A 12,426-nucleotide genomic window follows, 5' to 3' on the forward strand; every position below is an offset into this window, starting at 1 on the left:
TACAATATCGAATAACATGAATACCACACTTCCGACATATACTATTAAGTGTTTAACTTTCGAGATAATAGGCTATTTACATCGGAAAGACAAGAAAGGACTTATATTAAAATGAAACTTGGTGCACGAATAGTCAAGACCGGTATTGCGATTACCCTTGCTTTGTTTGTGGCACAGTGGCTTAACGTCCCCACGCCCTTCTTTGCAGGAATCGCCGCAATCTTTGCTATCCAACCATCCATCTATAAATCGTATCAATCTATTATTGAACATGTTCAAGCCAACCTGATCGGGGCAATTTTAGCCATCATCTTTTCTTTACTATTCGGACATGATCCTTTTATCATTGGTTTGACCGCCATTTTTGTCATTGGGATTAACTTAAAACTAAAAATTGAAAATACCATACCACTAGCTCTAGTGACCGTTATCGCGATTATGGAAAGCCCTGGGGAAAACTTTTTTGAATTTGCATTAATACGTTTCTCCACTGTCATGATTGGTATCCTTTGCGCATTTCTAGTCAACCTGATTTTCCTACCACCCAAATATGAAACAAGGCTTTATTACAAGGTAAAGTTAACGACAGAAGACATCATAAAATGGATTCGCATCAATATGCGTCATGGTACGGAACATCATCTATTAAAAACAGATATTGAAATGCTGCATCAACGAGTGCTGAAACTTGAACAACTTTTCATGCTGTATAAGGAAGAACGGACATATTTCCCAACATTGAAAAATTCAAGCTCAAAAGCGCGCAAACTTGTCATCTTCAGGCAGCTGATTGTTACAAGTAACCGTGCTTTGTATACATTAAAAATGCTACACCGGTTAGAAAACGAACTGCATCATATGCCCGTACAATACCAGCATTACATTAAAGCAGAATTGGATCATTTGGTTAACCTGCACGAACAGATCTTATTAAAATTCGTCGGGAAAATTAAACAGCACAACACCTCAGAAATGTACGAAGAAGAACGTTTTAACAAACAGCAATTCATTGATGAATTTATGGCTCATAAAGATAACTGGTGCGAATATGAAGGCGATGTCGAAGTCTGGTACCACCTGTTCCCTCTCGTTTCTAAGATTATTGATTATAGCGACCAATTAGAGCACTTGGACAAATTAATCGATAGTTTCCAGAAGTACCATGTGGATGATAATGAGTTTAAAATTGGAGCACATGAAGAAGAATAGGACACTTTCCTGCTTTTATTAAAGGCAGGGAGGTGTTTTTTTATGGGGAGAATTGCTTACATGTAGAAGGTGGCATGGGAAATGTCGAAGGTCTCCTCTAAACGGTAGAAGCATAATTATGCCCTAGAAAATCCAGAACCCTACGGCTCCCTAAATATAAAAAAACCAACCCTAGCACAGAAACCCCGCTAAAGGTTGGCTCACAATAATTAACTTATTTCTTGAATCGTAAACAAATTATAATAGTGACCTTTTTTCCTCATTAATTCTTCATGGGGACCGACTTCTACAATCTCACCATGCTCAAGCAGCACGATGCGGCTTGCATGTGTAATCGTTGATAGACGGTGAGCGACGACAAAAGTTGTCCGGTTGGCCGCCAAACGCTCAAGCGACTCTTGAATCAAATGTTCACTCTCCAGATCAAGTGCAGATGTTGCTTCATCCATTACAAGGATTGGCGGATTCTTCAAGAATACACGGGCGATGGCTACACGCTGCTTCTGGCCACCAGATAGCTTCACACCACGCTCTCCCACTTTCGTTTCGTACCCCTCAGGCAAGCTTGAGATAAATTCATGGGCGTTGGCCGCTTTGGCCGCTTCGATAATCTCATCCATTGTAGCATCGGGTTTACCAAGAGCAATATTTTCGCGAACCGTATCACTGAATAAAATGCTGTCCTGCAACACAATGCCAATTTGTTTCCGTAACGACTGCACGGTGACATCACGAATATCCAATCCATCAAGCTTGATTTTACCTTCTGTGACATCGTAGAATCGCGGCAACAAGCTTACTAATGTCGACTTTCCGCCACCGCTCATCCCAACTAGGGCAATGGTTTCTCCCTCTTGTACTTGCAATGATAAATCCTTCAAAACGTACTCTTCATTTTCTTCATATTTGAAAGAAACATTTTCAAAGCTTACCTCACCACGTGCGGTTTTACATTCCACGGCATTTGGCTTATTCGTAATGTCATATTTCTCATCCACAAATTCAAATACTCGGTCCATGGATGCAATAGATTGCGTTAGCGTAGTAGAAGAATTAATCAATCGGCGCAACGGATTGTAAAGGCGGTCAATATAGGCGATAAACATAACCATTTCCCCTACTGTCAGCCCTTGATTGATAACCTGATAGCCTGCGTACCCAATTACTAAAAGTGGCGCAATATCTGTAATTGTATTTACTACTGCAAAAGTCTTCGCGTTCCAACTTGTATGATCCAAGGCTTTTTGCAAAAAGTTTGTGTTCTGCTTTTTAAATTGCTCCTGTTCGTAGCCCTCAATCGCCATACTTTGGATTACAGGCATTCCTTGGACCCGTTCATGCAAGTGCCCTTGAACTTCTGCAAGCGCCTGTGATCGCACTCTTGTCAAATGACGCAGACGACTGTAGAAATACTTAATCGAGAACCCATAAAACGGGAACAATATAATGGATACAAGCGTCAACGTAATGTCGACTTGAAACATAATTATGATGACTATCAAAATTGTCGCTAAGTCTAGCCAAAAGTTCATCAAACCTGTGATAACAAAATTCTTCGTCTGTTCCACGTCATGAATAACCCTTGAAATAACTTCCCCTGCCCGGTTATTCGCATAAAAACGCAAGCTCAGCCTTTGAATATGATCGAACAACTTATCCCTTAAATCATATAGGACCTTGCTGCCTGTCCATTGTGCAAAATATTGTCTATAGTATTCAATTGGCGGTCTTAACACCAAAAAAGTAACAAAAATAGCGCCCATGATTAAAAGCAGCTCGTTTGTTTTCTCCTCTGCTGAGCGTCCATCTACAAGCAATATATCATCGACTACGTATTTCAATAATAAAGGAATTAATAATGGCAACCCAAATTTCAGCATTCCTATAAGTATGGTACCGACAATTTGCCACCTATACGGTTTTACAAATTGCATGTACCGTTTTATACTATCCAATTGACTTCCTCCCAAATGATGACTGCTATCTTTCTTTTTAGCTTCCTCTTTTCAATTTGAAACATGTATTTATTTTTTTATAACGCCCCTATTGAAACTCGCCATAAAACAAAAAAGGCCTGGCATATCAAGTTACCAGTTGCCTTTTGTATGATACTAGCCTCGGTATGTAAGATAGCGCTCGTACCACAAATCAATAAAGTCCGGAGCAAACGGACCTTTACGCTGCCTGATCCAGGAAATCAACGTTTGGACGTTTCTCTTAAGAATTTTATCAATTACCTCAGGGTAGTTCATCTCTTTTCGATGTTTTTCATACTCATCTTCATCAAGCATAATAAACGTCATGTCAGGGAACACCTTTATATCCAAGTCATAATCTATGTATTTCAACGCTTCATCATCCGCAATAAATGGTGAACTGATGTTGCAATAATAGTACACCCCATCTTCTCTAATCATGCCGATGATATTGAACCAATGCTTTCCATGAAAATAACAAATTGCTGGCTCTCTTGTGACCCAGGTTCTTCCGTCCGACTCTGTCACAATGGTTTTGTCGTTTCCACCAATAACAAGGTTTTGCGTCCCCTTAAGCACAGTTGTTTCATCCCACACTCTGTGAATGTGGCCGTTGTGCTTATAGCTATGTATTTGTATTGTTTCACCTTCTTTGGGACAACCCATTCCTCTTCCCCTTCTTTCTATTTTATGCCCGCACTTCTCAGCTAAAAGCAATCCATTTTCTACTATTATAACGGTTATAGTAAGATTTTAAAACAAAAGAGCCATCTTTATGAAAAGAAGATAGCTCCAAAGTTAACATTTAATCCAATCATATTCCCTTAGAAAGACTCCTGCAAGTGAAAAGATTTAATTGCCTCTTCTGTTTGCGTTTCAAAAATGGACTGAATTTCTGCTAATTCCTCTTTCATCTTCGCAATGTCTTCTTTTAGTTTTCTTAGCTTTGCAGCTTCTTCCTTTAATTGTTCCAGCTGTTCTATCACCTTTTCATTCTCCTCAATCTCTCCCTGAAGTAACAACAATCTGTCCATCGTCTTCAACTGCTCCGCCACCGCCACATCAAACCTATCCACCACAATATCATCCTCCTTACCAAATACCATACCCTCTACTCATAACATTCTGCCCCCATCTCCCAATCCCTTTGACTACATATGTTGAGCTAAGGGAAGTTTTGTCGAGGAAAAAATTTTGAAAAAGGGGTCAGACCCCTACAGGAAAATGCCCCATAACGTCGACGGTTATCTACCACTGAAGACTTTGTCTGATTTTGACGAACGAAAAGGGGACAGACCCCAGCAGGAAATTCTGTTTCCACAACGAAGAAACACTCCCTATCGGTTTGATAAGGAGTGTTTCTTTTTATTGCTTAATTAGTATTGTTGGTTTTGTTGGTTCTTTTTCGCTTCAGCTTGAGCGTTTTGTTGTTTCACGTGTTGCGCGCTAGTTTCGCTCGCATACTCAGCACCATATTGTTGTTGTTGGTTTTGTTGAGCATTTTGTTGTTTCACGTGTTGAATGCTTGTACCAGAAGCTGTTTTAGCTTGGTTTTGTTGGTTGTTGTTTGCCATTGTTTATCACCTCCACGAAATTTAAGATAACCATTTCGAAAGGAAACTATGACAAAAAAATTAAAAAATATTTTCTGTATATTTTAGACGAGTAAAGACCTACCGCCATCCACGATAATCGTCTGTCCTCGAATCATGCTCGCCTTATCAGATAATAAGAACAACACCGTATTTACTAGATCATCAGGTTCTACCATACGTCCAGCAGGTGTATTATTCTTTGCATCTTCAAGCAGTTCGTCTCTATTTGGGAAGTGTTTCAACGCATCGGTATCCACTGCCCCACCTGACACTGCATTCACCACAATATTCTTATCTGCAAGTTCAACTGCAAGGTAACGAGTCAGTGCTTCAATGGCAGCCTTGGAAACGCCAACTGTTGTGTAATTTTTTAAATAACGGATGGAGCCAAGGGAGCTGATGCTGACAATCTTACCTCCGCCAACCTTCTCCATTCTTTTTGCAGCCTCCTGCGCTAAAAACAACAACGCCTTGGAATTGATATTCATGGTCCAGTCCCAATGAGACTCCTCAAGTTCCATCACATGGCGCAACACTCCTGATGCAGCGTTACTTACCAATAGATCAAGACGACCAAACTCTTCATCAATTTTCACAAACATTTCTTTAATCTTTTCCGGTTGTCCGACATTGGCCTTTACAGTCAGTGCTTTTACACCTAGCGCTTCGATCTCGGCTGCTGTCTCTTGTGCAGCTGACTTACTGCGGTTATAGTTGATGACAATGTTATACCCGTCTTTAGCCAACTCCAATGCAATTTTCTTTCCGATACCTCGGCTGCTTCCCGTTACTAATGCCACTTTGTTTGTCATCTTCTCTACTCCTTTATGTATGGAAACTATATATAATATCTTTCAGTATAAGCGTTATTGATTCATCAAACAATAACAGCATAATCATTGCCATAAAGGAGGCAGGAACTATGTACGTTGGACGGGATATGACCGAACTATCGATGCATTCCAAAAAAGAATGGAAAGACAGCGAACTGGCTTACTTTCACCATTCCTTGCAACAAATGGTCCCTTATTTAAATGCAGAGGGTCAGAGCATTCACATGGAGATTGTGAAAGAAATTGAAGCGCGTGGCGGATTACAACGGCACGAAGCAGATTGGACACACGGAACTAGAATAAGCTATGACTGAACATGCAAAAAGGATCAACCGAAAAAGGTTGATCCTCCAATTTTTTCACTGGATAGTTTTTAGATATTCTTTCCACATGTTCTGATGCGAAACAGGAAAAGCATACTCCTGCATTTCTTCTGCAGTCACACTAACAAGATCACTTCCCTCAGGAAGATCTCCTTCCCAGTTCCCAACGTAAACATTTACATCCCATACTAAATGAGAAAAGATATGTTTAATATCGCAAACGTAATCCCCAGGAGTTACATTCATTTCATATTCCGTTTTCATCAATTGCTGTAACTGTTGCTTTGAAGTTCCAAGTTCATCTACTTTTACGAAATTAGGAAATTCCCACATGTTTGCCAACAATCCTTCGCTTGGCCTCTTATGAATTAAAAATCGTCCGTCATTGTCTATGAAAATTCCCGCAACAAGCGCTACCTGCTTTGTTGATTTCTTTTTTGTTTTAACCGGAAGCTCCCGTTGAACTCCCTCTGCAAAAGCACGGCAATGTTCACGGACCGGACATAACAAGCAAGAAGGTGAAGTTGGTGTGCAGACCATTGCACCAAGTTCCATTAACCCTTGATTGAAAAAAGATGGATTGTCTTTTGAAATGAGATCGCGAATGACTTCTTCAAATACTTTACGTGTTTTAGGCTTGGCAATATCATCTCTTATCAACAGTATTCGAGATAAGACTCTCATTACATTACCGTCCACTGCAGGTTCAGGGACACCATAAGCAATACTAAGAATGGCTCCCGTTGTGTACGGGCCCACTCCTTTTAAGGTGGAGATTTCCTTCGGCGTATTCGGGACAATGCCGCCATAGCTTTCATGGACCTCCCTAACCGCGCTTTGCAAATTTCTTGCACGAGAGTAGTAACCAAGACCTTCCCAAGCCTTTAACACCTTGTCCTCCTCTGCTTCAGCCAAGCTTTGGATGTTTGGGAATTGTTTAATAAAGGAATTAAAATAAGGGATAACTGTGTCCACTTTTGTCTGTTGGAGCATGATCTCTGACACCCATACTTTGTAAGGGTCTTGATCCTTACGCCATGGCAAATCTCGTTGCTCCCGCTCAAACCAAGTAATTAAATCGTCTTGAAAACCATATATATCAAAGTCATCTAGTCGTTCGTGATGGGTACTTTCTTTTTTCAAAATAAACCTCCATGTTAGTTCGAAATTTTCAAGCCTATATATTCAACCGTGCCGGCTTCTGTATCAATATACTGGGACAGTTCATGGAAAACATTGCTCTGCTGAGAACCGCGCAATGCTTTCATAGCAAAATAATGCGATTCAGTTGGAAGTAAAAAAGATTCACGATAATAAGCGGCTCCTTTTTCAGAACCAGCTTTGGTCCAATGATACTCATTTGCTCCCATTTGGTTCATCGCTTGCAGAACACGCTGCATCGTTTCTTCATATTGATTTGTCACTGTTTCCTTTATAGGATATTGAATGAAAATATGCAACTGTTTTGTTATCATGTTTGAAAACACCCCTTTTGCATCAGACTAAATAAAAATTAGATGGAGCAAATTTTTTCTAACCAGCCGGAAAGGAGGCCTACCATTGGATACTGGAACACATGTTGTAATGGGTATTGCAATTGGATCCATGGCTACCATTGATCCTTTTGTAGCAAGTAGCCCTGAAACAGCAACAGCCATCATGATGGGAGCAGTAATTGGTTCACAGGCTCCGGACACGGATACCATTTTGAAATTCCGTAATAATGCGACATATATAAGGAATCACCGTGGTATCACTCATTCCATACCTGCAGTGTGCCTCTGGCCGCTTCTTATAGCACCGGGCATCTATTTGTTTATACCAGAAGCTAATTTTCTTTACTTATGGATTTGGACATTTATAGCGGTAATCCTTCATGTTTTTGTCGACATTTTCAACGCTTATGGGACACAGGCGCTCCGTCCTTTTACAAAAAGGTGGGTGGCACTTGGAATTATTAATACCTTTGATCCTGTTATATTCGGCTTTCATATCGCAGGACTTGTACTTTGGGGAGTGGGATTCCACCCAGGCTACACATTTCTCTCGATATATGGCATATTAATCGCCTATTATGTGCTGCGATATCGAATGCAGCAAAAAGTGCTGCAACAGGTAAGGGAGATCATTCCAAGTGTGAAACAAACCCTCATTTCACCGACACTATATTGGAACCAGTGGCATCTTGCCATTACTACTAAGGATAATTTTTACGTCGCAAGGGCAGTCAAGTATCAAATCTTCATTCACGATACATTTGAAAAAGTACCGCTGCCCGAAAATGCCATCATTGAAGCGGCAAAATTCGACGACAATGTTTCCGCATTTCTCTCCTTCTCTCCCGTATACCGGTGGGAGATGGAAGAATACGATGACCATTATGAGGTTCGGTTTATTGATCTTAGGTACCGCAGCAAAGATTATTATCCTTTTGTGGCCATTGTACAGCTGGATCATGATTTGAATATTATCAGCTCGTATACAGGATGGATTTTCAGCGAAGAAAAATTACGAACGAAACTAGAGATTATTCCAAATATAGACTAAACCGCTCGCCCAAACGAAGGGCGAGCGGTCTTTTAATGTGTTAAATGATCATCTGAATTCAAGAGATGCTTATATTTGGGGTTATTGGAGAAAAACTCGTGAAGACGATCTCCATGACGGTCAATGATCTGCATAACCATTCTCTCTGTCATGTCCTTTCCCTTGTATTCATATCCTGCTTTTGCATAGGAGCTCTCAAAATCCTCCCATAAATGTTCCACCCAGGTTCTCGCCTTATCATATGTTAAGGCAGAATTCTTTTCCATCAAGCGATCTGCCAACCGTTCAAAATATTGCTCCATAAAAAAACACTCCGTTCTGTTTTGGTTTAATTTCTCTATGCTTATCATTACATATAATCACATCTAAAATCCAATATTAAAGATAGATGTTGGGCTACTAAGCCAACATCCACTTACCGAGGAGGCGAGTCGCATGAGGAACAAAGCGAGAAACTTTCCAAACCCTAACGACAACAAGTTTGAAGGGGAAGGTCGTGCAAAGTCTGAATATGCTTCAAAGCGTGCTAATGGAACGATTAACACGCATCCACAAGAGCGCATGCGTGCTTCTGGGGCCAGAGAAGAAGATACATTCTAAACTTTGTGTGTAAGGTTTTTTCGTATTTATAGCGATATCTACCGCTATTTATTTCGAAGCGACCCTAACTAATAGGAGGTTGTTATCATGGCAAAACAAAATCACAAGCCATCACGCAGTAATCCTTTTACGTTAAATGACCATCCGTTTCCGCAGCCTAATGCCCATTCTAAGCACTCGTTCCGTCAAGTTAACGGTGAGACGCAACAAGCTCAGAATATCCAGATCTTAGAAGTACAAACAAGAAAAAGATCTTAAAGCTTGCAAAAAAGCAAAGAGGCCTAAGCTTCTTTGCTTTTTTCGTTGATGAGCATGGATATTGGCAATCCTTCTTCTTCCTTGCTTGTTGTATAGCCGTGCATTCTATGTCCCCATGCAAAGACACCGTTCATGTATGTAATTTTAAAATGAACGCCCGGATCGCCTTCTATTTCATACACATCTCCTGGTGTAAAGTCATTAGGATCTAGCATATAAGCTTTCGCCATCGTAATCTTTCGTTCCAATACTGCAAATTCATTTACAATACCAAGTTGTTCCGCTTTTCGTGCCTTTTCTTTTAACATGGCGATTTCCTGATGCAACTCATGAGGTGTCATCTGACTATAGCGTTTTTCCTGTTCCACTTGCTTTCCCCCTAAAAAATCTATATAAAGTAAGAATAGCACGATTCCGACATTACAAAAAGCGATAATGAGAAGGTGATATGCATGCAAACAATACTGGTCACAGGTGCCGGTACAGGTCTTGGAAAAGAATTAGCACTGTCATATGCGAAAACTGGCCACACAATTATCTTGACTGGTAGAAGGTTAGGCCCCTTGGAAGCTGTAAAAGAAGAAATCTTATCTATGGGAGCAAAGGCCTTCGCCTACCAAATGGATATCAGCAGTTTAGATAATGTTAAACAGACGGTAAGGAAGATTACCTCCAAACATACTGTAGACTACTTACTAAACAATGCTGGTGCAGGATGCTTCGGTTCGTTAACTAATTTAGATGATGGAGAGATTGTAACAGCCATTCAGACGAACGTACTTGGGACCATTTTTTTGACGAAAGAATTAGTTCCTCATTTGTTAAAACAGGAGAATAGCAAAATCATGAACATTATCTCCACTGCCGGTCAAAAAGGAAAAGTGAATGAGAGCGTCTATGTTGCAAGTAAATTTGCAGTCCGAGGCTTTACCGAGAGCCTGCAAAAAGAATTAGAAGGAAAGATCCATGTCATCGCAACCTATATGGGCGGAATGGATACGCCCTTTTGGGATGAAACTAATCATATAAAGGACAAGTCCAGGTTGAAATCTCCTAGAGAAGTCGCTGAGATGATTGTTGCTCAGGATGACCAGTTGGAGATACAGATATGATTAAAAAGCAGCCGCTAGGAGCCAAGTCTCTCCCATGCGGCTGCTTTTATATTTGAGAAACATAAGTAACTTCTGCCTCTAAAGTTAATTGTATTACCATTTTGAATAGCCCTTCTACCATTGATTAAAGTTAATTACCCTCATTTTCCTCCAACCACCGGTCTATAAGATCCATTCCAAACCCCTTTCTATACAGTGCCCCCTTCATCTTCATCTTATATTCGTACCCCTCAAGCCCTGCATACTTTCGGTGGTATTTTTCCGCTTGTTTTACAATTGCCTCCCACTCTTCTGATGTATCTTCCTCAAGTTCCGCCTCTTCCACTGCTGTTTGGATGACGGAAAAAGCATATCCCTTTCTCACTAATGCTTGCTCAACTTTTTGAATCATGATTTTAAAAGAGTCTTTTTTATATTTTGGTGCATATTTCAACACAAGCTTTATCGCATGCTCAAGCTCTGTCTCCTGGCTATACTCCGATTCAAGCACCTCAACAATAATATCCTTTCTCACACCCTTTTCAAGCAATTCCTGTTCCATCACGCCTCGGCCCTTTAAAGTAGTGTTCACCTGCGTCCTTACGTATGCATTGGCAAATTCCCTGTCATTTAAATAGCCCTGCTCCTTTAGTTTCACGATAATCTCTTTACTTATAAATGGTTCATATTCTTTTTCTTTTAGGTAATCCTCTATTTCTTTTTCCGTTCTCATTCGAAAAGAAAGATAGTGGACCGCAGCATTATATGCTTTATTGATTTGATCGCTGTAGAGGATTTCTTCTATATCCAACTCATCTAGTTCCTTGCCTTTTACTAGCTGGAATTTCAATAGCGTCGCTTCGTACACAGCAAACGCGTACTCCTCATCCAAGAAAATATTGAATCTTTCCTTGTTTTTTTGCTGTACCGATATTTTGGTTATTTTACGCATTTCTGTTCTCACTCCGTTTCTTAGCACATTGCGCCGTATTAAATAAAGGATAATTAGGGAAAAGAACTAATATAGTATGTAAGATATTCTCTATGGAGGGTGATATAGATGAAAATTGCCATTGCTGGCGGTACGGGGCTTGTTGGTCAAGCTCTGACAGACCATTTAATTGATAAAGGGCATTCCATTTTTATTCTAACGCGAAACACATCGAATAAAAAGGAAAAAGCAAATGTCACCTATGTTGAGTGGCTAAAAGAATCTTCCACTCCAGAAACAAGTTTAGATGGAATGGATGCTTTTGTGAATCTAGCAGGCGAGTCAATCAACAGTGGCCGCTGGACAGAAGAACAGAAAAAGAAAATTATCGAGAGCCGCATCTCTTCCACGAAAGAAATAAATAGAATTATCGGCTTAATGGAAAATAAACCGGAAGTGTTGGTGAACGCAAGTGCTGTTGGCTTTTACGGGACTTCAGAAACGAAAACATTCACCGAGGAGGATACAACTCCTGGATCTGATTTTCTTGCTTCTACCGTTTATGCTTGGGAAAAAGAAGCGGTGCAAGTAAAGAAAGAAGGGGTCCGTACCGTCTTTGCACGTTTCGGGATTATTTTGGATAACGAAGAAGGTGCACTACCTAGAATGATGCTTCCATATAAAATGTTTGTTGGTGGAAAAATCGGCTCAGGTGAACAGTGGATGTCTTGGGTGCATATTAAAGACGTAGTTGGCGCTATTTCTTTTAGCTTGGAAAATATTGCGGTAGAAGGACCACTGAATGTAGTCGCACCACATCCGAAACAAATGAAAGACTTCGGAAAAACGCTTGGAAAAGTAATGGGCCGTCCACACTGGTTTCCAACACCAAGTATCGCTTTGAAGGTGGCGCTTGGAGAAATGAGTGTGCTCGTTTTGGAGGGCCAAAAGGTATTACCAGTAAAATTAGAAGATAAGGGCTATAATTTTTTATTTTCCCATCTTGATGACGCTCTGTCCGACATATTACAATCAAAGTAATGACAGAAAATTAGGAGTCTTC

The 12,426-nt window shown here is 40.4% G+C and carries 17 protein-coding genes; 7 read left to right on the forward strand and 10 right to left on the reverse strand.

Annotated elements, in window-relative coordinates; all coding sequences use genetic code 11:
- The first annotated feature begins 111 nt into the window (after positions 1 to 111).
- Complete coding sequence (locus AAV98_RS15880) at positions 112 to 1,209, forward strand: FUSC family protein (protein WP_060666531.1); 1,098 nt, start codon at positions 112 to 114, stop codon at positions 1,207 to 1,209.
- Between the two features lie 209 nt (positions 1,210 to 1,418).
- Here the strand turns inward: AAV98_RS15880 and AAV98_RS15885 are convergent, their stop codons facing one another.
- From AAV98_RS15885 to fabL, 5 genes are all read right to left on the reverse strand, one after another.
- Positions 1,419 to 3,164, reverse strand: a complete 1,746-nt coding sequence (locus AAV98_RS15885) for an ABC transporter ATP-binding protein (protein WP_060666532.1) — start codon at positions 3,162 to 3,164, stop codon at positions 1,419 to 1,421.
- Positions 3,165 to 3,320: 156 nt separating this feature from the next.
- Positions 3,321 to 3,851: a nucleoside tri-diphosphate phosphatase gene (gene ntdP, locus AAV98_RS15890; protein ID WP_060666533.1), complete on the reverse strand. Its 531-nt coding sequence runs from the start codon at positions 3,849 to 3,851 to the stop codon at positions 3,321 to 3,323.
- Positions 3,852 to 4,009: 158 nt separating this feature from the next.
- On the reverse strand, positions 4,010 to 4,291 hold the full coding sequence (locus tag AAV98_RS15895) for a YgaB family protein (RefSeq protein WP_060666534.1): 282 nt from the start codon (positions 4,289 to 4,291) through the stop codon (positions 4,010 to 4,012).
- 270 nt (positions 4,292 to 4,561) lie between these two features.
- Positions 4,562 to 4,759 (reverse strand): gamma-type small acid-soluble spore protein, encoded by a 198-nt coding sequence (locus AAV98_RS15900; RefSeq protein ID WP_060666535.1) that lies wholly within the window; start codon positions 4,757 to 4,759, stop codon positions 4,562 to 4,564.
- Positions 4,760 to 4,842: 83 nt separating this feature from the next.
- Complete coding sequence (gene fabL / locus AAV98_RS15905; protein WP_060666536.1) at positions 4,843 to 5,592, reverse strand: enoyl-[acyl-carrier-protein] reductase FabL; 750 nt, start codon at positions 5,590 to 5,592, stop codon at positions 4,843 to 4,845.
- A 110-nt stretch (positions 5,593 to 5,702) separates the two neighbouring features.
- On the opposite strand from fabL, the gene AAV98_RS15910 reads away from it, so the two are divergent.
- Positions 5,703 to 5,927: a hypothetical protein gene (locus tag AAV98_RS15910; RefSeq protein ID WP_060666537.1), complete on the forward strand. Its 225-nt coding sequence runs from the start codon at positions 5,703 to 5,705 to the stop codon at positions 5,925 to 5,927.
- Between the two features lie 45 nt (positions 5,928 to 5,972).
- Here AAV98_RS15910 and mutY read toward each other — a convergent pair whose 3' ends face one another.
- Entirely contained in the window at positions 5,973 to 7,079 is a 1,107-nt protein-coding gene (mutY, locus tag AAV98_RS15915; RefSeq protein ID WP_060666538.1) for an A/G-specific adenine glycosylase, read from the reverse strand.
- A 14-nt stretch (positions 7,080 to 7,093) separates the two neighbouring features.
- The gene (locus tag AAV98_RS15920; RefSeq protein ID WP_060666539.1) at positions 7,094 to 7,411 is read right to left on the reverse strand and encodes a hypothetical protein; all 318 of its coding nucleotides are present in this window, start codon (positions 7,409 to 7,411) and stop codon (positions 7,094 to 7,096) included.
- A gap of 85 nt (positions 7,412 to 7,496) precedes the next feature.
- Between AAV98_RS15920 and AAV98_RS15925 the strand changes: the two genes are divergently transcribed.
- The gene (locus tag AAV98_RS15925) at positions 7,497 to 8,483 is read left to right on the forward strand and encodes a metal-dependent hydrolase (protein ID WP_060666540.1); all 987 of its coding nucleotides are present in this window, start codon (positions 7,497 to 7,499) and stop codon (positions 8,481 to 8,483) included.
- 32 nt (positions 8,484 to 8,515) lie between these two features.
- On the opposite strand, the gene AAV98_RS15930 is transcribed toward AAV98_RS15925, so the two are convergent.
- A complete protein-coding gene (locus tag AAV98_RS15930; protein ID WP_060666541.1) occupies positions 8,516 to 8,785 on the reverse strand; it encodes a YfhJ family protein in 270 nt (89 codons plus the stop codon).
- 133 nt (positions 8,786 to 8,918) lie between these two features.
- On the opposite strand from AAV98_RS15930, the gene AAV98_RS15935 reads away from it, so the two are divergent.
- Together AAV98_RS15935 and AAV98_RS20040 are read left to right on the forward strand one after the other, a co-directional pair.
- A complete protein-coding gene (locus tag AAV98_RS15935) occupies positions 8,919 to 9,083 on the forward strand; it encodes a small, acid-soluble spore protein K (RefSeq protein ID WP_010198995.1) in 165 nt (54 codons plus the stop codon).
- A gap of 87 nt (positions 9,084 to 9,170) precedes the next feature.
- Positions 9,171 to 9,341: a YpzG family protein gene (locus AAV98_RS20040; protein WP_010198993.1), complete on the forward strand. Its 171-nt coding sequence runs from the start codon at positions 9,171 to 9,173 to the stop codon at positions 9,339 to 9,341.
- Positions 9,342 to 9,364: 23 nt separating this feature from the next.
- Here the strand turns inward: AAV98_RS20040 and AAV98_RS15940 are convergent, their stop codons facing one another.
- Positions 9,365 to 9,709 carry a YfhH family protein gene (locus tag AAV98_RS15940; RefSeq protein WP_269433476.1) on the reverse strand — a complete coding sequence of 115 codons (345 nt, stop codon included), beginning with the start codon at positions 9,707 to 9,709 and terminating at the stop codon, positions 9,365 to 9,367.
- An 84-nt stretch (positions 9,710 to 9,793) separates the two neighbouring features.
- Between AAV98_RS15940 and AAV98_RS15945 the strand changes: the two genes are divergently transcribed.
- Complete coding sequence (locus AAV98_RS15945) at positions 9,794 to 10,453, forward strand: SDR family NAD(P)-dependent oxidoreductase (protein WP_060666542.1); 660 nt, start codon at positions 9,794 to 9,796, stop codon at positions 10,451 to 10,453.
- Between the two features lie 130 nt (positions 10,454 to 10,583).
- Here AAV98_RS15945 and recX read toward each other — a convergent pair whose 3' ends face one another.
- The gene (gene recX, locus AAV98_RS15950; RefSeq protein WP_060666543.1) at positions 10,584 to 11,384 is read right to left on the reverse strand and encodes a recombination regulator RecX; all 801 of its coding nucleotides are present in this window, start codon (positions 11,382 to 11,384) and stop codon (positions 10,584 to 10,586) included.
- Positions 11,385 to 11,492: 108 nt separating this feature from the next.
- Here recX and AAV98_RS15955 point away from each other — a divergent pair, with 108 nt between their 5' ends.
- Complete coding sequence (locus tag AAV98_RS15955) at positions 11,493 to 12,404, forward strand: TIGR01777 family oxidoreductase (RefSeq protein WP_060666544.1); 912 nt, start codon at positions 11,493 to 11,495, stop codon at positions 12,402 to 12,404.
- Positions 12,405 to 12,426: the final 22 nt, after the last annotated feature.

Source organism: Bacillus sp. CHD6a (genome assembly GCF_001293645.1).
In the GTDB taxonomy this organism is placed as follows: Bacteria; Bacillota; Bacilli; order Bacillales; family Bacillaceae_I; genus Sutcliffiella_A.

Bases quoted from the DNA above. Each gene is read 5' to 3' on its own strand.
- AAV98_RS15935 (WP_010198995.1), top strand. From the start codon at position 8,919: ATGAGGAACAAAGCGAGAAACTTTCCAAACCCTAACGACAACAAGTTT.
- fabL (WP_060666536.1), bottom strand. From the start codon at position 5,592: ATGACAAACAAAGTGGCATTAGTAACGGGAAGCAGCCGAGGTATCGGA.
- AAV98_RS15955 (WP_060666544.1), top strand. From the start codon at position 11,493: ATGAAAATTGCCATTGCTGGCGGTACGGGGCTTGTTGGTCAAGCTCTG.
- AAV98_RS15895 (WP_060666534.1), bottom strand. From the start codon at position 4,291: ATGGTATTTGGTAAGGAGGATGATATTGTGGTGGATAGGTTTGATGTG.
- AAV98_RS15910 (WP_060666537.1), top strand. From the start codon at position 5,703: ATGTACGTTGGACGGGATATGACCGAACTATCGATGCATTCCAAAAAA.
- recX (WP_060666543.1), bottom strand. From the start codon at position 11,384: ATGCGTAAAATAACCAAAATATCGGTACAGCAAAAAAACAAGGAAAGA.
- AAV98_RS15930 (WP_060666541.1), bottom strand. From the start codon at position 8,785: ATGGAGCAATATTTTGAACGGTTGGCAGATCGCTTGATGGAAAAGAAT.
- AAV98_RS15880 (WP_060666531.1), top strand. From the start codon at position 112: ATGAAACTTGGTGCACGAATAGTCAAGACCGGTATTGCGATTACCCTT.
- AAV98_RS20040 (WP_010198993.1), top strand. From the start codon at position 9,171: ATGGCAAAACAAAATCACAAGCCATCACGCAGTAATCCTTTTACGTTA.
- AAV98_RS15945 (WP_060666542.1), top strand. From the start codon at position 9,794: ATGCAAACAATACTGGTCACAGGTGCCGGTACAGGTCTTGGAAAAGAA.
- AAV98_RS15900 (WP_060666535.1), bottom strand. From the start codon at position 4,759: ATGGCAAACAACAACCAACAAAACCAAGCTAAAACAGCTTCTGGTACA.
- ntdP (WP_060666533.1), bottom strand. From the start codon at position 3,851: ATGGGTTGTCCCAAAGAAGGTGAAACAATACAAATACATAGCTATAAG.
- AAV98_RS15920 (WP_060666539.1), bottom strand. From the start codon at position 7,411: ATGATAACAAAACAGTTGCATATTTTCATTCAATATCCTATAAAGGAA.